The sequence below is a fragment of the Mumia sp. ZJ1417 genome, from assembly GCF_014127285.1.
Taxonomy (GTDB): Bacteria; Actinomycetota; Actinomycetes; order Propionibacteriales; family Nocardioidaceae; genus Mumia.
Genome location: NZ_CP059901.1, coordinates 2,695,926 through 2,718,387 on the forward strand (window position 1 = coordinate 2,695,926; position 22,462 = coordinate 2,718,387).

Sequence of the window (22,462 nt, forward strand, 5' to 3'; positions counted from 1 at the left end):
CGACGCTTCACCCCGGATCTGGGGGTGAAACGTCGGGTCCTTTTGTCGGGTCGTACGTCAGGTCAGGACGCGGCGCAGCCCGTACGTGAACGCGTCGAGCAGCGCCTCCCACGACGCCTCGACGATGTTGTGACCGACGCCGACCGTGGTCCACGTGTCGGTGCCGTCGGTGGTGCCGATGAGCACGCGGATGCCGGCGTCCGTACCGCCGGCCTCGTCGAGGATGCGCACGCGGTAGTCGTTCAGTCCGAACGACGCGACGTCGGGGAACGCCCGCTCGATCGCCTGCCGCAGTGCGTGGTCGAGCGCGGAGACCGGTCCGTTGCCCTCCCCCGTCACGACGTAGCGCTGCCCGCCGGCCACGATCTTGACGGTCGCCTCGGACGGCGCCTCCTCACCGGCGGCGTGGTGCGACTCGGTGATGACCCGCCACGACTCGACGTCGAAGTACGAAGGACGCGCACCCTCGACCACCTCCGCGAGCAGCAGCTCGAACGAGGCGTCGGCCGCCTCGAACGTGTAGCCGGCCTGCTCGCGGACCTTGACGACGTCGGTGACGCGCGAGAGCGTCTCGGTGTCTCCGCTGAGGTCGAAGCCGAGCTCCTTGCCCTTGAGCTCGATCGTCGCCCGCCCGGCCATCTCCGAGACGAGCAACCGCATGTCGTTGCCGACGAGCTCGGGGTCGATGTGCTGGTAGAGATCGGGGTCGACCCGGATCGCGCTCGCGTGCAGGCCCGCCTTGTGCGCGAACGCAGAGACGCCCGTGTACGGCTGGCGCGCCGCGGGCGGGTAGTTCGTGACCTCCGCGATCGCGTGGCCGATCCGGCTCGCCTCGCGCAGCGCGCCCGCCGGGACGACCTTCTGGCCCAGCTTGAGCTCGAGGTTGGCGACGCAGGTGACGAGGTCGGCGTTGCCGGTGCGTTCGCCGTATCCGTTGACGCACCCCTGCAGGTGCGTCGCACCCGCGGCGACCGCGGCGAGCGAGTTGGCGACCGCGCACCCGGTGTCGTTGTGCGCGTGGATGCCGAGCCGCGCGCCGGTCGACGCCGCCACATCACCGACGATCTCGCCGACCCAGTGCGGGAGCATGCCTCCGTTGGTGTCGCACAGCACGACGACCTCCGCGCCCGCCTCCGCGGCCGTACGGACGACCTCCAGCGCGTACGCACGGTTCTGGCGATAGCCGTCGAAGAAGTGCTCGCAGTCGAGGAAGACCCGCTGCCCGTGCGCCCGCAGGTGCGTGACTGTGTCGTGGACCATTGCGAGGTTCTCCTCGAGCGACGTCCGCAGGGCCAGCTCGACGTGTCGGTCGTGACTCTTGGCCACGAGCGTCACCACCGACGCGCCGGACTCTCTCAGCGCGCCGACCAGCGGGTCGTCCGCGGCGGCCACGCCCGCGCGCCGGGACGCGCCGAACGCCGCCAGGGTCGCGTGCTGCAGTGTCAGCTCCGTACGGGCACGCGCGAAGAAGTCCGTGTCCTTGGGATTGGAGCCCGGCCAGCCGCCCTCGATGTAGCCGACGCCCAGCGCGTCGAGGTGGCGGGCGATCACCAGCTTGTCGGCGACGGAGAGGTTGAGGCCCTCCTGCTGAGCGCCGTCACGCAGCGTCGTGTCGTACACGTGGAAGGTCGGGTCCGCCTCGGTGCGGGTCGGCTCGGTCATCTCGTTCTCCTGCTCGGGTCCGTGTCCGGTGTCTCCTCCCGAGTGGGCAGGTGCGCCCGCCCATAAAAAATGCCCCTCGGAGTACGAGAGGCTGCGCGTCGGACCTGGGAGGTAGGTCAGACGCGCTGTCTAATGAAGAGGCCGGTCACACGAGGCATGAAGCCACTCTAGACTGGCCGGACCATGACTTCCACCACAACCCCTGCGTCCGAGTCCAACCTCACTGTGAGGCTCGCGAGCCGACCGCACGGCGAACCGACGGCCGAGAACTTCGCGCTCGCTCTGGAGTCGACGCCCTCACCTGGCGAGAACGAGGTGCTCCTGCGGACGATCTACCTCTCCCTCGACCCGTACATGCGGGGCCGAATGTCCGAGGCCGAGTCGTACGCCGAACCCGTCCCGGTCGGCGGCGTGATGGAAGGCGGGACGGTCTGCGAGGTCATCGCCTCGAAGACTGACATGGTCGACGTTGGCGACATCGTCCTCGCCCACACCGGATGGCAGCAGTACGCTGTCGCGTCCGACAAGGCCGTCCGGAGGCTCGACCCGACCCGTGCGCCGATCTCGACCGCTCTCGGCGTGCTCGGGATGCCCGGCTTCACTGCGTACGCGGGGCTGCTGCTGATCGGCGCACCGAGGCCTTCGGAGACGGTCGTCGTCGCGGCGGCCGCAGGTCCGGTCGGTTCGGCGGTCGGCCAGATCGCGCAGCTCAAGGGCGCTCGCGCCGTCGGCATCGCCGGCGGCCCCGAGAAGGTCGCGTACGTCAAGAACGAGCTGGGCTTCGAGGTGGCGCTCGACCACACCGCCCCCGACTTCGTCGACAGCCTCGCCGCAGCGACACCCGAAGGCATCGACGTCTACTTCGAGAACGTCGGCGGCAAGGTGTTCGACGCGGTGCTTCCCCGCATGAACGAGTTCGGGCGCATCCCCGTGTGCGGTCTGGTCTCGCAGTACAACGCGACCTCGCTGCCCGACGGCCCCGACCGTGTCCCGATGCTGATGAGCCGCATCCTGACCAAGAGCCTGACAGTGCGTGGCTTCATCCAGCGCGAGTTCGTGCGGGCGCACTACCGCGACTTCCTCGAAGACGTGCGCGGCTGGCTGGCCGACGGCAAGATCCGCTACCGCGAGGACGTGGTCGAGGGCCTCGAGAACGCCCCGGCCGCGTTCCTCGGCATGCTGCGCGGCGAGAACTTCGGCAAGCTCGTGGTCCAGGTCGGCGACGACCCCACGACGCCTCCCCCCGCCACGACGGCGTCCTCGTGAGCCGACCCGTGCCCGTGCCGGGGACGGTGTCTGCGCTCTACGTCGTGCTCACCGACGAGCCGCTGGAGTCCGACCTCGCTGATCCCCCGGTCCCGCCCCCGAGCCTGCTGCTCGCGCGCGGGTCGAGCCCGAAAGCCGTGCGCTTCGCCGAGTCGCTCCCGTACGCGACCGCGGTCACGGGCGAGTCAGCACCGGGTGACGCGCTCGAGACGCAACGGCGTACGCAGGCGACCGCCCGCGCACTCGCCGCCGAGCACGTCGGCGTCGTGATCGACTCGGCGGTGCCCAGGCTGCTCTCGACGGCGCCGCACCCCGACGTCGTCCGCGCGAGCGACTGGTTCGTCCTCGAGCATCCGGCGGACGACGTGTCGACGACGCACGGGCTGGCGCGGTTCGGACTGCCCGAGCTCGTGGTCTCGGGCATCGAGGCCGGGCGGCTTCCGATGTACGACGCGGTGCTCACCGGCATCGCGCAGCGGATGGTCGAGGAGTGGCCCGACAACGACCCCGTCGGACCGGCGACGATCACGCTCCGCGACGTGGCGAGGGGCTACGGCGACGCCTCGGCCGGCGGGGACGATCCCACCCTGGAGCGCAGTGTCGACGTCACCTTGACGTACGACCCGGACGACGACCGGTTGGTCGTCGCACTGCACGACGACCCGGCCACCGCCCTCTTCGCCTAGCCCACGCGAGTCACTCTGACTCGGCGTTCCTCGCGCCGAGACTTCTCTTCCTCCCGAACCCCGTTTGTGTCCGATTTGTCCGGGTACGGCGTGCAGGAACCGTGTCTCGGGTTCCTCAGGAGGAGACATGCCATGAATAGAGCCAAGCTCCGCGGCGCCGCAGCCGTCGTCGCGGCAACCACGACCCTCGCGCTGGCCTCCACCGGCGCCGCCGCCCCACCGGGTGACGGCGCCGGTGGCGCTCAACGCGAACACTCGTACCGCACCAGCGACTGGGACGACTCTCCCGAGGTCGAGCAGCGGGTCGAGGAGATCCTCACCCAGATGACGACCGAGGAGAAGGCCGACCTCGCGACCGGCGAGCTCAACAACAACTACGGCTTCTTCAACAACGCCATCGCCCGCCTCGACATCCCGGCCTCGACGATGGCGGACGGCCCGCTCGGCGTCCGCATCGCCGACCCGGCCGTCGACCGCAGCTCGACCCAGCTCCCCTCGGGCACCGCGCTCGCCGCGACCTTCGACGACGACCTCGCCGAGGAGTGGGGCTCCCTGCTCGGCCAGGAGGCCTTCGACAGCGGACACAACTTCTCGCTCGCGCCATCAGCGGACATCGCCCGTACCCCGTTGTGGGGTCGTGGCTTCGAGGGATTCGGCGAGGACCCGCTGCTCGTCGGCAACCTCGCCGCATCCGTGGTTGCTGGCATCCAGTCGCATCCCGTCGTCGCGACCGCCAAGCACCCGTTTGCCTACAACCAGGAGACGGACCGCTTCAACGTGAACGCCGTGGTCGACGAGCGCGCGCTCCAGGAGATCTATGTGCGCCCGTTCGGGATCGTCCAGCGCGACGGCAAACCCGGCGCGATGATGTGCTCGTTCAACAAGCTCAACGGCACGTACTCGTGCGAGAACGACGCAATGACGACGATCCTGCAGCAGCAGCTCGGCTTCCGCGGGTTCATCATGAGCGACTACAACGCGACGCCCAGCACCGTGCAGGCCGCCAACGCCGGCCTCGACCAGGAGCAGCCCGGAGACCAGGGCCCGGGCAGCGCCAACTTCGGCGAACGGCTCGTCGCCGCCGTCGCAGCTGGTGAGGTGTCGATGGAACGCCTCGACGACATGGCGCGACGGATCCTGCGCCCGATGATCGGGTTAGGGCTCTTCGACGATCGCCCCGTCGTGACCGAGTGGGACAAGGAGCGCAACAGCGACTTTGCTCGCAAGGTCGCCGCCGAGGGCACGGTCCTGCTGAAGAAGCGCGGCGAGGCGCTGCCTCTGACCCGCCGCTCGCGGTCGATCGCCGTCATCGGACCTGACGCGGACAACACGTCGGCACAGGGCGGCGGCTCGTCCCAGATCTCCATGCCGACCGCCTCGGTCAGCCCGCTCGAGGGCATCGAGAACCGGGCGGGATCTGGCGTCGACGTCTCGTACGCAGCAGGGACCGACGGCATCTCCGAAGGAGACCTGTTGCCCGGTCCGGCACCCGTCCCGTCGTCCGTGCTGACACCCGAGGACGGCAGCGGTACGGGGCTGAGCGCCACGTACTGGAGCAACACGACGTTCTCCGGTGCACCACACCTCGTCCAGGATGATCCGAACGCGAACATCAACTTCGGGTTCCAGAACTTCCCGGGGTTCAACGCCGCCTCTCCGAAGATCCCGACGTCACGAGGTGACTTCGGGCTGACCGGCGACCTGTCGGTGCAGTGGCGCGGGACGTTCACCGCGCCGACCGACGGGTTCTACACGCTCGGGCTCACCGCCCGCGGCGATGCGACGCTCACCATCGACGGCGAGGAGGTCGTCGACCGGAGCGGTGACCTCGGGACGTCCGGCGAGCGGATCTTCTTCGAGGCGGGCGAGCCGCACGCGGTCGCGATCGACTACGCCGCACCGGCGCTCAACAGCTACCAGGGCGGCCAGCTCCGGTTCTGGTGGACCCACGCGGACACGATCACCAGCCCGGCGATGCAGGAGGCGGTCGACACTGCGGACGACGCCGACACGGCCGTCGTGGTGGTGCGCAACTACGAGACCGAGGGCGTCGACCGACCGAACCTCGGCCTCCCGAAGGAGCAGGAGCAGCTGATCCGCAAGGTCGCCGCCGTCAACCCGCGCACGATCGTCGTGATCACGACGGGCTCTCCGACGACCGTCGCGTCCTGGCAGCGCGGGGTCCGGGGCATCCTTCAGGCCTGGTACCCGGGGCAGGAGCAGGGCAACGCGATCGCCGACGTGCTCTTCGGCGACGTCAACCCGTCCGGCCGCCTGCCGGTCACCGTGCCACGCAACGAAGATCAGGTCCCGACGCCCAACGAGGGCACCGAGGTGTACGACGAGGGCATCTTCGTCGGCTACCGGGGATTCCTCGAGAACCGGGTCGAGCCCTCGTACGCGTTCGGGTACGGGCTGTCGTACACACAGTTCCGCTTCTCACGAGCGCAGGTCGTCAAAGGCAACCGCGGCGGCAAGAAGGTGTCGGTGCGCGTCCGCGTCACCAACACCGGCAACCGCCGCGGCACCGCCGTGCCGCAGGTGTACGTCGGGCGCCTGCCCGGCGTCGAGTCGCCGCCGCGACAGCTCGCCGGGTACGAGCGCGTGACACTCGCGCCCCGTCGCTCCAAGACGATCACGATCAAAGTGCCGAAGGAGTCCCTGTCGTACTGGGACGAGGACACCCACGGCTGGGTGACGCCTGAGGGCACCACCGCCGTGTACGTCGGGTCGTCGTCGGCAGACAACCGAAGGATCGGAAAGGTCCGCGTGCGCTGAGCGACCACGTGGGGCGTCGCGCTACGCCGCGGCGCCCCACGCCAGCGCGATCAGACGACGCGGTGCATCCAGTCGTGGGTGTCGGGCGTACGGCCGTACTGCAGGTCGATGAGCGCCTCGCGGATCGCCATCGTGACCTTGCCACCGTCGCCTTCGCTGCTCACGACCTCGCCACCGTCCCAGCGCAGCGCGCCGACCGGCGTGACGACGGCAGCGGTCCCGCACGCGAACACCTCGGTCACGCGCCCGCTCGAGACACCGTCGATCCATTCGTCGATGCTGAAGCGGCGGTGCTCGACGGTGTGGCCGAGATCGGCTGCGATGGTGCCGAGGGCGTCACGCGTGATGCCCTCGAGGATGGAGTCGCTCGCCGGGGTCACGATGGTGCCGTCGTCGTGGACGAAATAGAGGTTCATCCCGCCGAGCTCCTCGATGTAGGTGTGCTGCTCGGAGTCGAGGAACACCACCTGGTCGCAGCCGTGCTCGGCGGCGATCTGCTGAGGGAGCAGGCTGGACGCGTAGTTGCCGCCGCACTTCGCCGCGCCCGTGCCGCCGGCGCCCGCGCGGGCGTACTCGCGCGAGAGCCAGATGTTGACAGGCTTGACGCCGCCGGCGAAGTAGGCACCGGCGGGCGAGGCGATCACGCAGTACGTGACATGCTTGCTCGGCCGCACACCGAGGAACGCCTCGGAGGCGAACATGAACGGGCGCAGGTAGAGGCTTGTCTCTCCCCCGGTCGGGACCCACGCGCGGTCGGCCTGGACGAGGGCGTCGATCGAGCCGACGAACCAGTCGACGGGCAGCCCGGGGAGCGCGAGGCGGTGCGCGGAGCGCTGGAACCGCTCGGCGTTGGCGTCCGGACGGAACGTCCAGACCGAGCCGTCGGCGTGCGCGTACGCCTTGAGGCCCTCGAAGATCTCCTGCGCGTAGTGCAGGACGGCAGTCGCCGGATCGAGCTGCAGCGGGCCGTACGGCTTGACCGTCGGAGCGGCCCATCCGGTCTCGGGCGTCCACTCGGCGGTGAACATGTGATCGGTGAAGTGCAGCCCGAACCCGGGGTTGGCAAGGATCTCGGCGCGACGCTGCTCAGGCACGGGCGAAGGCGTCGGCTCCAGCGCGTACGAGAACGTGGCGTCGGCGGAGGTGGTCATGATTGGCACGGTACTTGACCTAACGGTGCGGTGACGAGAGGGGATGTGGGTCACACCCCTGATACGTCACCGGCCACGCGCGCCGCGATGGCCTCCCCCACCTCCTTGGTGCTGCGCTTGCCCGTACGAGCGCTGATGTCGGCGGCGATCGCACGGTCGATCTGCGCGGCGGCCTCGGGAAGCCCGAGGTGGTCGAGCAGCAGTGCGACGGAGCCGATCGCGGCCGTCGGGTCGGCGATGCCCTGCCCGGCGATGTCGGGCGCGGAGCCGTGGACCGGCTCGAACATGCTCGGTGCCGTACGGCTGGGGTTGATGTTGCCGCTCGCCGCAAGGCCGATGCCACCGGAGATGGCGCCGGCGAGGTCGGTGAGGATGTCGCCGAACAGGTTGTCGGTGACGATCACGTCGAAGCGCGCCGGGTCGGTGACGAAGAAGATCGTCGCGGCGTCGACGTGGAGGTAGTCCACGGTGACCTCGGGGAACTCCGGGGCGACGGCGTCGACGATGCGCGACCAGAGGCTTCCGGAGTGGACGAGGACGTTGGTCTTGTGGACCAGCGTGAGCTTCTTGCGACGGGCCTGCGCACGGGCGAAGGCGTCGCGGACGACACGCTCGACCCCGAAGGCGGTGTTGAGGCTGACCTCGGTCGCCACCTCGTGAGGCGTGTCGGCCCGGAGCCGGCCGCCGTTGCCGACGTACGGGCCCTCGGTGCCCTCGCGGACCACGACGAAGTCGACGTCGCCGGGGTTGCGGAGCGGGGAATCGACCTGTGAGTGCGTCTTCGTGGGACGGAGGTTCACGTAGTGGTCGAGCTCGAAGCGAAGACGGAGGAGCAGGTTGCGCTCCAGGAGTCCGGCGGGCAGTCGGGGATCGCCCGGCTTGCCACCGATCGCGCCGAGAAGGATCGCGTCGTGGCTGCGGATCTCGGCCAGCGTCGCGTCAGGCAGGACCTCTCCCGTGTCGAGGTAGTGCTCGGCACCGAGCACGTACGTCGTCTGCGCGAACGTCACGTCGTGGGCGCGCGCGACCTCGTCGAGGACGCGGGTCGCCTCGGAGACGACCTCGGGGCCGATCCCGTCTCCGGGGATCACGGCCAGGGAGAAGCTGCGTGTCATGTCTCGTACTCTACTCACACGGGTCCCAGCATCTGATACTGGAATCTCACCATCTGGTCAGGCTGGGCGGTCAGTTGTCGTCCGGTCGCGGCCCGCCGTTGTCGCGCAGGTCGAGCGCGGTCTGGACGGGGTTGCGCGGACCTTCGTCGCGCCCCTCGTCGTTCCAGGCACTCTCGGACCAGTGACGGCTCGGGCCCCACTCTGAGTACTGCATCTCGTACATCGGTCTCTCCTGTTCGGGATAGGCGTGCGTTCGCCTGAAAGGAAGCGGCGGCCGAAAGGCAGAAGAACCGATTCCCCGAATGGGAGGAGGTCAAGAGTGGTGCTGCGGGATCCTCGCTGCGGGTAGTCGGCCAACGCCAAGCACCGCGGCGAGGTGTCGGCCTAAGTGGCCCCGCCGCGGCAAATGAGGAATACGACCTGTGTCCGCATGATGCCGACGACTTTAAGCGGGCTCTCGCGATCACGCCACCAGTTCTGGCAATGATCTCGATGACTGAGACTCTTGTCCGGCCTCTGACATGTGAAAGACTCGTCATGTGAGCGCCCCCACCGAAGTACCTCTCCTCGTCGCGCGCGCCCTCGATCTCTCGAGGCGCAAGGGCTTCATCACGGCCACGCGCAACGAGACCGGCCGACTGCTGGCAGCGCTCGCCGCGTCCCGTACGGGCACCCTCGCCGAACTCGGCACAGGCTGCGGCGTCGGATCGGCCTGGCTGTCGAGCGGTGTCGCGAAGGGCTCGCACATCGTCAGCGCCGAGCTCGACCCCACGCTCGCCGAGGCCGTCCAGGACCTGTTCTCCGACACGCCGGCGATCGAGGTGACCTCAGGCGACTGGAGCTCCCTCGAGCAGCACGCGCCGTTCTCGCTGCTGTTCGTCGATGTCCGCGACGTCAAGCGCAGTGTCGACGTCGTCGCCGACCTAATGGAGCCGGGCGGGATCGTCGTGCTCGATGACTTCACTCCGTCGTTCACCTGGCCCCCGATCTACGAGGGCCGCGTCGACGTCGTGCGCGAGCAGTGGCTGACCGACGAGCGCTTCATCTCCGTCGAGGTCATGGTCGCCGAGGACGCCTCGGTCATCCTCGCGACCCGCATCTGAGACATTCGGGTCAAGCGGGCTCGGGCGCGATCTCCGGCTCACGCATCTGCACCTGGACGAGCGGCAGGAACGCCTGGACGAGCGGGCCGATCGCGAGCGCATAGAGCACGGTGCCCACCCCGACGGTCCCGCCGAGCACCCAGCCGAGAGCGAGCACGGCGATCTCGACCGACGTCCGCATCAGCCGCACGCTGTACCCCGTACGACGGACGAGTCCCAAAAAGAGTCCGTCGCGGGGCCCGGGACCGAGGTGCGCGCCGATGTAGAGCGCGCCGGCGAGACCGTTGAGCACGACGCCGGCGACCAGCATCACGGCACGAAGCCCGAGAGAGTCCGGCTGCTCGAGGAGCCACAGGCCCTGGTCGACGGCGACGCCGATGAGGATCACGTTGAGGATCGTGCCGACGCCCGGCCATTGCCGCAGAGGGATCCACAGCAGCAAGACGAGGGCGCCGACGAGGATGGTGATCTGGCCGAAGGTGAGCGGCAGATAGCGTGTCAGCCCTTCGTGGAAGACGTCCCACGGGTCCAGGCCGAGGCCCGCCTCGATCATCAGCGACATCGACCAGCCATAGAGCATCAGTCCGAACACCAGCTGCGGGAGCCTCCGTCCGAGACCGCCCGAGCGGAGCTGTTCGAGCGGTGAGGCGGAGATCGGGGTGTAAGGAGCGCGGGCCATAGCGCCATCATGAGGCTTGACTGGACTACCTTTCGATAGCCAATCGTGGCAGATTGGCCTACATGGCCACCGCCAATCTCTCCGCCAGCCGCTTGCACGCGCTGCTCGACCTTGCTCCAGAGGACCCTCCGGGCTATCGCGAGCTGGCCGACCTCGTCCGGCTCCTCGTCCTGGACGGACGCATCCCTGCCGGGACCCGCCTGCCGAGCGAGCGTGAGCTCACCGCCGCACTCCCCGTCAGCCGCACGACGGTCACCCGCGCGTACGGGGTTCTGCGCGAGGCCGGGCTGCTGGTCTCGCGCCGCGGCTCGGGAAGCGTCGTCGCCCTCCCCCGCGGCACCCGCCCTCCATACATGCCTCCCGCCGGTTCGAGCATGGTCGGCTGGACGATCGCCGCCGGCCAGGCCGCCCCGGGAGTCGGGCTGGCGTACGGGCGCGCGCTGGAGCAGCTCCCGGAGTACCTCGCGCAGACCGGGTACGAGACGGTCGGCGTGCCGGTGCTGCGCGAGCTGGTCGCGCAGCGCTATGCCGAGCGCGGGCTGCCGACCGATCCCGACCAGATCCTCATCACCTCCGGCGCACAGTCGGCGCTCAACCTCGTCGCCCGTACCCTCGCCACGCGGGGCGACCGGGTCGCGGTGGAGAGCCCGACCTACCCCAACGCGATCGACTCGTTGCGCCGGAGTGGCCTGCGCGTCGTCGGGGTCCCGCACGACGGCCACCGGCTCGACCTCGATGCGCTGGCGGCAGCCGTACGGGCGGCTCCGGTCGCCTGGGCGTACCTGATCCCCGACTTCCAGAACCCGACCGGCGCCCTCATGGACGACGTCACGCGTCACGAGGTGGCATCGATCCTGCGTCGCTCGACGACCACGCCGATCGTCGACGAGACCATGGCCGAGCTCGCCCTTGACGTCGACGAGCGTGCGATGCCGGTCCCGCTAGCCGCGCACCATCCCGGCGCGATCACCCTCGGGTCCGCGAGCAAGACGTTCTGGGGAGGGCTGCGCATCGGGTGGATCCGCGCACCGCATGCGGTCGTCCCACGACTCGTCGCGGCGCGCGAGACGTTCGACATCGGGACGCCGGTGCTCGAGCAGCTGGCGGTCGCCGAGCTGCTGCGCGTCCGCGAGGAGCTGCTCGACGGCCGGCGCGAACGGCTCCGCGCACGGCGCGAGGAGCTCACCGCGGCGCTGCGCGAGCGCCTTCCGGACTGGGGGCTCAACTCCCCCGTCGGTGGCCTGTCGCTGTGGATCCGCCTGCCCTCGCGTGCGTCGAGCCGCCTCGCGGTCGCTGCGGAAGCGCATGACCTGCTGCTCACTGCGGGGCCACGGTTCTTCCCCGACGGGGGCGGCGAGACCTCGCTGCGGCTCCCGTACGCCCGCACCGCCGAGCACCTCGCGGACGCCGTCGACCGCCTCGCGCTCGCGTGGGAGACGGTGCTCGCTGGCCGCGCGACACCGACGGCACCGCCTCGCCGCCGCCCCGCGCTGACGGCGTAGTCGGTGTCACGATCGGCTATGCGCCGGACATGAAGTGACGTGATGAACCCCGACCCGGCTCGCGAGGAGCGCTTTCGCGAGCTCTACGCCGCCCACTTCGACGCGCTCCTCGCGTACGCCGTACGCCGCACGCGCCACCCTGACGATGCTGCCGACCTCGTCGCGGAGACGTTCCTCGTCGCCTGGCGGCGCATGGACGCGATGCCGGCCGGGGAGGACAGCCGCCTGTGGCTGTACGTGGTCGCCCGCCACGTCCGCTCCAACGCCGAACGCAGCGGGCGGCGCCGCGAGCGCCTCGGCGAGCTACTGCGTCAGCAGCTGACGGACGCGTTCACTCCCGACCCTGCCAACCATGTCACCGAGCGCGCAGCCGTACGCGCTGCCCTGCAACGACTGGCAGCAGGCGACCGCGAGCTCCTGATGCTGTCGGCATGGGAGGGTCTCGAGCCCCGCGAGATCGCCCACGTCCTCGACATCAGCCCCACCGCCGTACGGACCCGTCTGTCGCGCGCCCGCCGAAGGCTCCGCGATGCCCTCGGTGACGCCGACCCCGTTGCCGGACACGAGATGAGCATCCGCACCGTACCCAGTCCCGAGGAGGGATCATGAACGACAACGACTTCGACCTCGACCGTCTGCTGGGCGCCGCCGACCCGTACGTCGACACCGCGCTGCTTGATCTGCACGGAGCCGACCGCGCGCTCCTGGAGGAGATCGTGACCGCCGATCCGCAGCAGTCACAACGGTCACAGCGATCCCGGCGGCTGCCGCTGGCGGGGGTGGTCGCGACTGCCGCCGTCCTCACCGCCGCCCTGGTGGTCCCCGCCTGGGTGGGCTCGGGCGGCGATCCGGAGACGACACCGGCCGCACCTCCGAGTTCCTCCGAGCCGCCCGTGGTCACGGCCCCCGTCACCTACGCTGCTGCCGTCGTGGAGGTCGCCCGCCGCCAGCCGCGCCTGCTGATCGGCGAGCCCGGCTGGAAAGCGGCCCACGTCTACGGGTTCCGCGCCGACGAGGGCACGATCGTCTTCGCGAACGGCGAGCGCGAGCTCGACATGACGTGGTACCCCGCCGACAGTTACGACGGCTACTACGAAGATCGGCTCGACGTCTCCGAGCCGACGCCGTTCTCGATCGACGGGCAGGAAGGCAGTGAGTTCCGGTACTCGTCCAAGGACATCGCCGTGATGCTCCGACCGTCCGGCGGTACGTTCTCCGAGATCCGCACGGGCATCGCCGGGTGGAAGGACCGTGCAGAGATCGCCGCGGTCCTGCGCACCATACGAGCAGTCTCGGTCGAGGAGTGGCTCGCGGCGATGCCGCCCGAGATCGTCACACCCGACAAGGCGTCAAAGGTGGTCGGCGAGCTCCTCACCGGGGTGCCCATCCCGCCGGGTCTCGACCGTGCGGCGCTCGACGACCTCGGCACGAACGACCGCTACCAGCTCAGCGCCCAGGTGCTCGAGCCGGTCGTGTGCGGCTGGGTCCGCGAGCTCCAGCACGCCGAAGAGGCCGGAGACGCTCCTGCGAGGAAGGTCGCGGCCGACGCGCTGGCGAGCGGGCGCGACTGGCCGCTCCTCGCGCCGATGGACGCCGAGGGCGAGTACGCCGACGGGGTGCGGGCGGTGGCCGACGCCGTCGCAGAGGGCGTCCAGACGATCAAGATCCGCGAGATGTCCGGCTGTCAGTGAAGGCTCGCGGGCGCGGGGAGGTCAGGCCGTCGGCCAGGTCTCTCCGCGCCAGGAGGCGTCCCAGAACATCCACTCGAACCGCGTCGCCCGCGCGTATGCGGCAAGCATCTCCGTACGGCGCTCGGGCGTCGCCGCCTCTGCGAGGCGATCGGTCCACCCCTCTGCACGTGTGACGGCGGCGTCGAAGGCGGGGTCGGAGTAGGTGTCGATCCAAGCGCGGTACGGATGCGCCGGATCGGTCGCCTGCGCAGCGATCGCGCGCCCCACTTCCAGATAGACGCGGAAGCAGGGCAGCACTCCCGCAAGCCCGACCTCGACCGGCGCGTACGCGGCATCCGCGAGCAGCGTGCCGGCATACGCCCGACAGGTCGGCGTCGGCTCAGCGGCGTCCGGGCCGTCAGGATCGAGTCCGCGGGGCACGAGGAACTCCTCATGCATCAGCCGCTCTGCCTCGACCGCCTCGGCAGCCGCATGCGCGAGCCCCGCCGACAGCGCCGGATCGCCCGCACGCGCCGCCAGCATCGCGAGCGTGCTGCCGTACGACGTCAAGTAGTGGGCGTCGTCGAGCAGGTAGCGCGCGAACACGTCCTCCGGCAGCGTGCCGTCCGCCAGGCCCGCGACGAACGGGTGCGCGAGGATCGCGTCGTACCAGCTGGCGACGTGCTTCCACGCCTCCTCGGAGAACGTCATCCGCGTGTCCTCCACAGGTGGTCGATCGGACCGTGACCGTGCCCGACGGAGTGCGTCTCACCGCTGCGCAGCGCACCGGTGAGATAGTCCTTGGCCATCGCGACGGCGTCCCGCAACGGCATCCCGAGCGCGAGCCCGGAGGCGATCGCCGACGACAACGAGCACCCGGTGCCGTGCGTGTTCGGGGTGTCGATGCGCGGCGCCGCGTACGACCGCACACCCTCGGCGTCAGCCAGCACGTCCACGCTCTCGGTGCCGCCGAGGTGGCCGCCCTTGACCAGCACCGCCGCGGCGCCTCTCTCCCGCAGGGCGAGCGCCGCCGCCCCGAGGCCAGCGACGTCGGTCGCCTCCTCGGCCCCCACGAGCACCGCCGCCTCGGGCACGTTGGGCGTGACGACCGCGACCAGCGGCAGGAGTGTCGTCCGGATCGCGTCGATCGTGTCGACGGGGACCAGCCGGTCACCCGAAGTCGCCACCATCACCGGATCGAGCACGACCGGCAGGTCAGCGGTACGGAGCACCTCCGCCACCGCAACGACCACGTCGGCGGTCCCGAGCATGCCGATCTTGATCGCGCCCACCTCGAGGTCGTCGAGGACCGCCCGGACCTGGTCTGCCACGAAGTCCGGTGGCACGGCGTGGATGCCGGTGACGCCACGGGTGTTCTGGACGGTCAGCGCCGTCAACGCCGCGGCCCCGTACACGCCCAGGGCGGACGCGGTCTTGAGGTCGGCCTGGATGCCCGCACCCCCCGACGGGTCGGAGCCGGCGATCGACAGCATGACGGGCACGGTGCTCACAGCTGGGCCTCCGGGCGGGCGGCGAGGGCGGTGTCGACGATGTCGCGCAGCGTACGGGCGGCTGCGCGCGGAGCGGGCGCCGCGCAGATCGCGGAGACGACGCAGATGCCGTCGGCGCCGGCGTCGATGACCGACGCGGCGTTCGACGCGGAGATGCCGCCGATCGCGACGAGCGGCAGATCGGGGGGTACGAGGTCGCGCAGGCGGCGTACGCCGTCGAGTCCCCACGGCGCCGTCGTGTCGGTCTTCGTCGGCGTCGGCCACACCGGGCTCACCGCGAGATAGCTGCACGCGGCGAGCGCCTCCTCGTCGTCGAGCTGCTCGACGCGGTGCAGCGACCACCCGACCACGACGTCGTCGCCGAGCACCTCCCGCACTCGGGCGGGGTGGAGGTCGTCCGGGCCCACGTGGAGACCGGCACCAGGGACAGCACGCGCCGCCGAGAGGTCGTCGTTGAGGACGAACGACGCCCGGGCACCGACCCGCTCGGCGATCCGTGCCGCGAGTCGGACGCGGTCGTCGGTCGTCGCTGCCTTGTCGCGGAGCTGGACGGTCGTCACTCCTCCGTCGACCGCGTCAGCGACGACGTCGACGACGTCAGCGCGGCCAGGCACCGCCCCGGTGACGAGATAGAGACGGACGTCTCCAGCCGGGCCGACCATCAGCGCGCGACGACCTCGGCGACCGCGTCGGACGACAGCGTGGACAGCGCGTCCAGCAGCCGCCAGCGCAGCGAGCCGGGCCCCTCGGCGAGCGGCGCGGCCTGCTCGACCGCGGCCGTCAGGATCGCCAGCGCACTCGCCGACGCCTCGAACGCGTCGTCGTGCACCGCGCACGCCGCACCAACCAGGGCGCTCGCCGAGCACCCGAGCGCCGTGATCATCGGCGCCCTCGCGTCGCCGCCGCGGATCTCGGCCGTACGGGTGCCGTCGGTGACGATGTCGACGGCGCCGGTCATCGCGACCACGGTCTCGAGCTTGGAGGCCAGCGCCTCGGCGTCCGTACGCACGTCGGCGGTGTCGGCATCAGCGTCGACCCCGCGCCCGGCGCCCGTCGATGTCGCGATCGCGAGGATCTCGCTCGCGTTGCCCCGGATCACGGTCGGCCGGTGCTCGATCAGGGCGGCGACGGACTCGCGCCGGTAGGCGGTGGCACCGACCGCGACCGGGTCGAGGATCCAGGGCTTGCCGGAGGCCGAGGCAACCTCGACCGCGGCGAGCATGCCGTCGACCCATGGCGGGGAGAGCGTGCCGATGTTGGCGACGACGGCCTGGGCGATGCCGGCGAACTCACCGGCCTCGCGGGCGTCATGGACCATCGCCGGCGACGCGCCTGCGGCGTTCAGCAGGTTCGCGGCGATGTCCATCGACACATAGTTCGTGATGACCTGCACCAGCGGGCCCTGCGCCCGGAGCTGGTCGTGGACGTGGGCAGCAGTACGTGGATCGAGCATCAGGCTCCCTCTCGCCGGTATGACCCGGATCAGGTTCGGCGGGTGTGTTCTCAGCCCTTCGGGCACCCCGGCCTTGCAACTGCTGGCGACGATAACAGAACGTGCCCGAGACCCTTCCGCGACGCCGCCTCGACCGCTAGCGTGCGGGCAACCCACCCGACTCCTTCCCCCGAGGGGTATGCATGGCTCCCGCCCGTCGCGTCCGCCGCGCGTGGCGCCGCGGAGGGGTGCGCGAGGTCTACCTCGCGTCCCGCCGTTGGCTCGCCCGCCTCATCTATCCAGGAGACATCCCTCCGCCCCGCCAACGACGACGGCGGTGAGCCAGGTCCCACGCCGGTGATGCGCGTGGGACCGGACTCACCGCCGGTCGGAACGTACGAGGGTCAGCGCGCTGCGGTGCCCTCGGTGTAGTCGTCGTCGGCGCTCTTGACCCACGACATGAGCTTGCGCAGCTCGCGGCCTGTGGCCTCGATCGGGTGCTGCTCGCCCTCGGCACGGAGCTTCTTGAACTCCGGCGCACCGGCGTCCTGGTCGGCGATGAAGCGCTCGGCGAACGCGCCGTTCTTGATGTCGTCCAGGACGGCCTTCATGTTGTCCTTGACACGCGCGTCGACGACCCGCGGGCCCGACACGTAGTCGCCGTACTCGGCGGTGTCGGAGACCGACCAACGCTGCTTGGCGATGCCGCCCTCGTACATGAGGTCGACGATCAGCTTCAGCTCGTGGAGGCACTCGAAGTAGGCGACCTCCGGCTGGTAGCCAGCCTCGGTCAGCGTCTCGAAGCCCGCCTGGACCAGCGCGGACACGCCGCCGCAGAGGACGGCCTGCTCGCCGAAGAGATCGGTCTCGGTCTCCTCGGTGAAGGTCGTCTTGATGCCGCCGGCGCGCAGGCCGCCGATCGCCTTGGCGTACGAGAGGACCAGCGGCCAGGCGTTGCCGGTCGCGTCCTGCTCGACGGCGACGAGCACGGGGACACCTCGACCCTCGACGTACTCGCGGCGGACCAGGTGACCGGGGCCCTTCGGCGCGATCATGCCGACGTCGACACCGGCCGGCGGCTTCACGTAGCCGTAGCGGATGTTGAAGCCGTGGCCGAAGATCAGCGCGTCGCCGTCGTTGAGGTTCGGCTCGATGGCCTCGGCATACAGCGAGCGCTGGGCCGGGTCTGGTGCGAGGACGACGATGACGTCGGCCTCGGCGACGGCCTCGGCGGGCGTGAGGACACGCAGGCCCTCGGCCTCGGCCTTGGCGCGGCTCTTCGATCCCTCGGGCAGGCCGACGCGGACGTCGACGCCGGAGTCGCGCAGCGACAGCGCGTGGGCGTGGCCCTGGCTGCCGTAGCCGAGGACGGCCACGCTGCGGCCTTGGATCACGCCCAGGTCGGCGTCGTCATCGTAGAACAGCTCAGGCACGGGGTAACTCCTTCTTGGTGGTGCCGAGTGACACCTGTCGGTGCCGGTGGTTGAGTCAGGTGCGGCCGTGGGTACGACCGTACGCTCAGGCGGTCTGGCTGGACCCGCCGGGGACAGCGCGCAGAGTGCGGTCGGTGATCGACCGCCCGCCGCGGCCGATCGCGACCCGCCCGGACTGGGCGATCTCGCGGATGCCGAACGGCTCGAGCACCCTCAGCATCGCTGAGAGCTTGCCCGGGTCGCCCGTCGCTTCGATGGTGACGGCGTCGACCGCCACGTCGACGACCTTCGCCCGGAACAGCTGGACGGTCTCGAGGACCTGCCCGCGGGTCTGGCCGTCGGCGCGGACCTTGATCAGCATCAGCTCGCGCTCGACCGCCACGGACGGCTCGAGCTCGACGATCTTGAGCACGTTCACGAGCTTGTTGAGCTGCTTGGTGACCTGCTCGAGCGGCAGCTCGTCGACGTTCACGACGATCGTCATGCGCGAGATCTCGGGGATCTCGGTCTGCCCGACCGCGAGCGACTCGATGTTGAAGCCGCGACGCATGAACAGGCTCGCGACGCGGGCGAGGACACCGGGGGTGTTCTCGACCAGGACTGACAGGGTGTGCTTGCTCATCAGGTCAGAGCTCCTCGTCGCCGAAGTCGGGCGCCATGTCGCGCGCGATCTGGATCAGGTCGTTGCTGACGCCGGCCGGAACCATCGGCCACACCATCGCGTCGCGGTGGACCACGAAGTCGATGACGACGGGCACGTCGGTGATCGACATCGCCTTCGCGATCACGTCGTCGAGGTCGTCGGGGCTCTCGCAGCGCAGACCCACGCACCCGTACGCGTCGGCGAGCTTGACGAAGTCGGGGATCCGGGCGGCGTCCGGGCCGGTCTGCAGGTCGGTGTTGGAGTAGCGGCCCTCATAGAAGAGGGTCTGCCACTGCCGCACCATGCCGAGCGACGAGTTGTTGATGATCGCGACCTTGATCGGGATGCCCTCGAGCGCGCAGGTGGCAAGCTCCTGGTTGGTCATCTGGAAGCACCCGTCGCCGTCGATCGCCCACACGACCTCGCCCGGTCGAGCGACCTGGGCACCCATCGCCGCGGGGACGGAGAAACCCATGGTGCCCATGCCGCCGGAGTTGATCCAGCGGGCGGGACGCTCGTGGCCGATGAAGTTGGCGGCCCACATCTGGTGCTGGCCGACGCCGGCGGTGTACGTGGCGTCCGGGCCGGCGATCTCGCCGATGCGCTGGATCACCCGCTGCGGCGACATCGAGCCGTCGGTGGGCTCGTCGTACCCCAGCGGCCAGCGCTGCGCCACGTCCTGCATGTGCGCGCTCCACGCGGAGTAGTCGGCAGGCTTCTCGGCGTACTCGGCCTGCAGCGCGACCACGAGGTCGGCAATGACCTCGCGGGCGTCGCCGACGATCGGCACGTCCGCCGTGCGGTTCTTGGAGATCTCGGCAGGGTCGATGTCGGCGTGGATGACCTTGGCGTCCGGGGCGAACGACGCGAGCTCACCGGTCACGCGGTCGTCGAAGCGCGCGCCGAGCGAGATCAGCAGGTCGCTCTTCTGGAGCGCGCCGACGGCCGCCACCGTGCCGTGCATGCCCGGCATGCCGAGGTGCAGCGGGTGGCTGTCGGGGAACACGCCGCGCGCCATCAAGGTGGTGACCACGGGGATGCCGGTCATCTCGGCGAGCACCTTGAGCTCGGTGGACGCGTTGGCCTTGACGACGCCGCCACCCACGTACAGGACGGGGCGCTGTGCCTCGGCGATCAGTCGCGCCGCCTCGCGCACCTGCTTGCCGTGCGGCTTGGTCGTCGGGCGGTAGCCCGGCAGCTGGACCTCGGTCGGCCACGTGAAGGTCGTCAGCGCCTGGAGGGCGTCCTTGGAGATGTCCACGAGGACCGGCCCGGGGCGTCCGGTCGAGGCGATGTGGAACGCCTCGGCGACCGCGCGCGGGATCTCGGCCGGGTCGGTCACGAGGAAGCTGTGCTTGGTGATCGGCATCGTGATGCCGCGGATGTCGGCCTCCTGGAAGGCGTCCGTCCCGATCGCGCGGCTCGGGACCTGACCGGTGACGGCGACGATCGGCACAGAGTCCATGTAGGCGTCGGCGATGGCGGTGACGAGGTTCGTCGCGCCCGGTCCGGAGGTCGCCATGCAGACGCCGACGCGGCCGCTGGCGACGGCATAGCCTTGGGCTGCGTGGCCCGCACCCTGCTCGTGACGTACGAGGATGTGGCGGATCTTCTCGGAGTCCATCAACGGGTCGTACGCCGGAAGGATCGCCCCTCCCGGGATACCGAAGACGACCTCGACCCCGGCGTGCTCCAACGCCCGGACGAGACTTTGAGCCCCGGTGATCTGCTCGCTCATCGCTGTCCCTTCATGCCGACCGGCTCGGCGCCGGTACATCGGGTCGGGCGGGTGCCCTCGTGCGGCTGACTGCTTGCTCGTGATGCCGTCTTCTCGACAAGGCTGCGCTTGGCAAGAAAAAACCCCTCGGCCCGCATGGGCATTCGAGGGGTGACGCGGGACCGGGAGGCCGGTCGCGCGTCAGTGACGTACGAGAAGGAGGTTGCGCACGAGTCAAGAGTGCGCGAACCGTCCGAAAGGGTCAAGCCAGGCTCCAGCCCGTCTCGCATCATGAGATCGCCGTCCCACATCGCGGCGCGGCCACGCCAATCCCCCGGAACGACGATGCGTTCCGACCACGGACAGGTCGGAACGCATCGTCGTGCAGCAGGGTCGTACGCGTCAGCCGAGGACGGCGCCGTCGGCCGCGGAGCCCACGAGCTTGGCGTACTTCGCGAGCACGCCGCGCGGCGGGACCACAGGGAGCTTCGGGCTCCAGCCCACCTTGCGGCGCTCGAGCTCGTCAGGGTCGATCTCGACGTCGAGGCGGCGGTTGGCCACGTCGAGCGTGATCGGGTCGCCGTCCGCGACGAACGCGATCGGCCCGCCGTCGACAGCCTCGGGGGCAACGTGCCCGACGCACAGACCGGTGGTGCCACCGGAGAAGCGCCCGTCGGTGAGGAGCAGGACGTCCTTGCCGAGACCGGCACCCTTGATCGCACCGGTGATCGCGAGCATCTCGCGCATGCCGGGGCCGCCCTTGGGGCCCTCGTACCGGATGACGACGACGTCGCCCGCGGCCACGGTGCCGTCGGCGAGCGCGGCCATCGCGGCCTTCTCACCGTCGAACACGCGGGCGGTGCCGGTGAACACGGACTCGTCGAAGCCCGCGCTCTTGACGACCGCACCCTCCGGCGCGAGCGTGCCCGCGAGGATCGTGAGGCCACCGGTGGCGTGGATCGGGTTGTCGAGCTTGCGGATGACGTCACCGTCGACGGAAGTGGTGACGAGCTCGGCGAGGTTCTCGGCCATCGTCTTGCCGGTGACGGTGAGGGTGTCGCCGTTCATGAGCCCGGCGTCGAGCAGCGCCTTCATGATCACGGGGATGCCGCCGACCTTGTCGACGTCGTTCATCACGTAGCGGCCGAACGGCTTGAGGTCGCCCAGGTGCGGGACCTTCTCGCCGATGCGGACGAAGTCTTCGAGCGTCAGGTCGACCTCGGCCTCACGCGCGATCGCGAGGAGGTGCAGCACCGCGTTGGTCGAGCCACCGAGCGCCATGACGACGGCGATCGCGTTCTCGAAGGCGGGCTTGGTCATGATCTGGCGCGCCGTGATGCCCTGGCGGAGCAGGTTGACGACGGCCTCGCCGGAGCGGCGGGCGAACCCGTCGCGCCGGCTGTCCACGGCCGGCGGCGCGGCCGATCCCGGGAGGGACATGCCGAGGGCTTCGGCGACCGACGCCATCGTGTTGGCGGTGTACATGCCACCGCAGGCACCCTCGCCCGGACAGATCGCCCGCTCGATGCGGTCGACCTCGTCGCGCGAGATGAGGCCCTTGAGGCACGCGCCGACGGCCTCGAAGGCGTCGATGATCGTGACGTCCTTGCCGTCGACCTGCCCCGGCATCGTCGAGCCCGCGTACAGGAACACGCTGGACAGGTCGAGGCGTGCCGCCGCCATGAGCATGCCCGGCAGGCTCTTGTCGCAGCCGGCCAGCAGCACCGAGCCGTCGAGCCGCTCGGCCATCATCACGGTCTCGACCGAGTCGGCGATGACCTCGCGCGACACGAGCGAGTAGTGCATGCCCTCGTGGCCCATCGAGATGCCGTCGGAGACCGAGATCGTGCCGAACTCCAGCGGATAGCCGCCGGCCGCGTGCACGCCGTTCTTCACCGCGTCCGAGAGCCGGTCGAGGGAGAGGTTGCAGGGCGTGATCTCGTTCCAGCTGGACGCGACGCCGATCTGGGGCTTCTCCCAGTCTTCGTCTCCCATGCCGACGGCTCGGAGCATGCCGCGCGACGCGGCGCTCTCCAGTCCGTCGGTCACGTCACGGCTGCGCGGCTTGATGTCGGGGGTCTCGGAGGCCATGCCCGCAAGATTACGACCGCCGC

General features: G+C 70.2%; 20 protein-coding genes and 1 riboswitch. Of the genes, 7 read left to right on the plus strand and 13 right to left on the minus strand.

Features of this window, described 5'->3' with window-relative positions; genetic code table 11:
• Nucleotides 1–57: 57 nt before the first annotated feature.
• Nucleotides 58–1,662, minus strand: coding sequence for a citramalate synthase (gene cimA, locus H4N58_RS13125; protein WP_167250334.1), 1,605 nt, complete (start codon nt 1,660–1,662; stop codon nt 58–60).
• 183 nt (nt 1,663–1,845) lie between these two features.
• On the opposite strand from cimA, the gene H4N58_RS13130 reads away from it, so the two are divergent.
• From H4N58_RS13130 to H4N58_RS13140, 3 genes are all read left to right on the plus strand, one after another.
• Nucleotides 1,846–2,928 (plus strand): NADP-dependent oxidoreductase, encoded by a 1,083-nt coding sequence (locus tag H4N58_RS13130; protein WP_167250332.1) that lies wholly within the window; start codon nt 1,846–1,848, stop codon nt 2,926–2,928.
• Complete coding sequence (locus H4N58_RS13135) at nt 2,925–3,614, plus strand: hypothetical protein (RefSeq protein ID WP_167250330.1); 690 nt, start codon at nt 2,925–2,927, stop codon at nt 3,612–3,614. Before H4N58_RS13130 ends, H4N58_RS13135 begins: the two co-directional genes overlap by 4 nt.
• A 132-nt stretch (nt 3,615–3,746) precedes the next feature.
• Nucleotides 3,747–6,392: a glycoside hydrolase family 3 protein gene (locus H4N58_RS13140; RefSeq protein ID WP_167250328.1), complete on the plus strand. Its 2,646-nt coding sequence runs from the start codon at nt 3,747–3,749 to the stop codon at nt 6,390–6,392.
• Nucleotides 6,393–6,442: 50 nt separating this feature from the next.
• On the opposite strand, the gene H4N58_RS13145 is transcribed toward H4N58_RS13140, so the two are convergent.
• The 3 genes from H4N58_RS13145 to H4N58_RS13155 form a co-directional block, all read right to left on the minus strand.
• A complete protein-coding gene (locus H4N58_RS13145) occupies nt 6,443–7,543 on the minus strand; it encodes a branched-chain amino acid aminotransferase (RefSeq protein WP_167250326.1) in 1,101 nt (366 codons plus the stop codon).
• A 50-nt stretch (nt 7,544–7,593) separates the two neighbouring features.
• Nucleotides 7,594–8,658, minus strand: coding sequence for a 3-isopropylmalate dehydrogenase (locus H4N58_RS13150; protein ID WP_167003750.1), 1,065 nt, complete (start codon nt 8,656–8,658; stop codon nt 7,594–7,596).
• Between the two features lie 70 nt (nt 8,659–8,728).
• Nucleotides 8,729–8,881, minus strand: coding sequence for a hypothetical protein (locus H4N58_RS13155; protein ID WP_167003752.1), 153 nt, complete (start codon nt 8,879–8,881; stop codon nt 8,729–8,731).
• Nucleotides 8,882–9,197: 316 nt separating this feature from the next.
• Here H4N58_RS13155 and H4N58_RS13160 point away from each other — a divergent pair, with 316 nt between their 5' ends.
• Complete coding sequence (locus tag H4N58_RS13160; RefSeq protein WP_167003754.1) at nt 9,198–9,761, plus strand: O-methyltransferase; 564 nt, start codon at nt 9,198–9,200, stop codon at nt 9,759–9,761.
• A gap of 10 nt (nt 9,762–9,771) precedes the next feature.
• Here H4N58_RS13160 and H4N58_RS13165 read toward each other — a convergent pair whose 3' ends face one another.
• Entirely contained in the window at nt 9,772–10,440 is a 669-nt protein-coding gene (locus H4N58_RS13165; RefSeq protein WP_167003756.1) for a YitT family protein, read from the minus strand.
• A 62-nt stretch (nt 10,441–10,502) separates the two neighbouring features.
• Here H4N58_RS13165 and H4N58_RS13170 point away from each other — a divergent pair, with 62 nt between their 5' ends.
• Genes H4N58_RS13170 through H4N58_RS13180 form a run of 3 tightly spaced genes read left to right on the plus strand, consistent with a single transcriptional unit; the run spans nt 10,503 to nt 13,633 of the window.
• Nucleotides 10,503–11,942: a PLP-dependent aminotransferase family protein gene (locus H4N58_RS13170; RefSeq protein WP_167003758.1), complete on the plus strand. Its 1,440-nt coding sequence runs from the start codon at nt 10,503–10,505 to the stop codon at nt 11,940–11,942.
• Nucleotides 11,943–11,984: 42 nt separating this feature from the next.
• Nucleotides 11,985–12,551, plus strand: a complete 567-nt coding sequence (locus H4N58_RS13175; protein WP_167250324.1) for an RNA polymerase sigma factor — start codon at nt 11,985–11,987, stop codon at nt 12,549–12,551.
• The gene (locus H4N58_RS13180) at nt 12,548–13,633 is read left to right on the plus strand and encodes a hypothetical protein (RefSeq protein WP_167250322.1); all 1,086 of its coding nucleotides are present in this window, start codon (nt 12,548–12,550) and stop codon (nt 13,631–13,633) included. The genes H4N58_RS13175 and H4N58_RS13180 overlap by 4 nt, the downstream gene beginning before the upstream one ends.
• A gap of 21 nt (nt 13,634–13,654) precedes the next feature.
• Here the strand turns inward: H4N58_RS13180 and H4N58_RS13185 are convergent, their stop codons facing one another.
• The 8 genes from H4N58_RS13185 to ilvD form a co-directional block, all read right to left on the minus strand.
• Nucleotides 13,655–14,323, minus strand: coding sequence for a TenA family protein (locus H4N58_RS13185; protein WP_167250320.1), 669 nt, complete (start codon nt 14,321–14,323; stop codon nt 13,655–13,657).
• Nucleotides 14,320–15,123 carry a bifunctional hydroxymethylpyrimidine kinase/phosphomethylpyrimidine kinase gene (gene thiD, locus H4N58_RS13190; RefSeq protein WP_243845082.1) on the minus strand — a complete coding sequence of 268 codons (804 nt, stop codon included), beginning with the start codon at nt 15,121–15,123 and terminating at the stop codon, nt 14,320–14,322. The genes H4N58_RS13185 and thiD overlap by 4 nt, the downstream gene beginning before the upstream one ends.
• The gene (gene thiE / locus H4N58_RS13195) at nt 15,120–15,785 is read right to left on the minus strand and encodes a thiamine phosphate synthase (protein ID WP_167250319.1); all 666 of its coding nucleotides are present in this window, start codon (nt 15,783–15,785) and stop codon (nt 15,120–15,122) included. Before thiE ends, thiD begins: the two co-directional genes overlap by 4 nt.
• A complete protein-coding gene (gene thiM, locus H4N58_RS13200; protein ID WP_167003768.1) occupies nt 15,785–16,576 on the minus strand; it encodes a hydroxyethylthiazole kinase in 792 nt (263 codons plus the stop codon). Before thiM ends, thiE begins: the two co-directional genes overlap by 1 nt.
• A riboswitch (TPP riboswitch) is annotated at nt 16,565–16,656 on the minus strand. Its footprint overlaps the gene before it by 12 nt.
• Before the next feature lie 303 nt (nt 16,657–16,959).
• Nucleotides 16,960–17,988: a ketol-acid reductoisomerase gene (gene ilvC, locus H4N58_RS13205; protein ID WP_167003770.1), complete on the minus strand. Its 1,029-nt coding sequence runs from the start codon at nt 17,986–17,988 to the stop codon at nt 16,960–16,962.
• A gap of 85 nt (nt 17,989–18,073) precedes the next feature.
• Nucleotides 18,074–18,610 carry an acetolactate synthase small subunit gene (gene ilvN / locus H4N58_RS13210; RefSeq protein ID WP_167003773.1) on the minus strand — a complete coding sequence of 179 codons (537 nt, stop codon included), beginning with the start codon at nt 18,608–18,610 and terminating at the stop codon, nt 18,074–18,076.
• Nucleotides 18,611–18,614: 4 nt separating this feature from the next.
• Nucleotides 18,615–20,369: an acetolactate synthase large subunit gene (locus H4N58_RS13215; RefSeq protein ID WP_243842976.1), complete on the minus strand. Its 1,755-nt coding sequence runs from the start codon at nt 20,367–20,369 to the stop codon at nt 18,615–18,617.
• 381 nt (nt 20,370–20,750) lie between these two features.
• Complete coding sequence (ilvD, locus tag H4N58_RS13220) at nt 20,751–22,439, minus strand: dihydroxy-acid dehydratase (protein WP_167250317.1); 1,689 nt, start codon at nt 22,437–22,439, stop codon at nt 20,751–20,753.
• Nucleotides 22,440–22,462 lie beyond the last annotated feature (23 nt).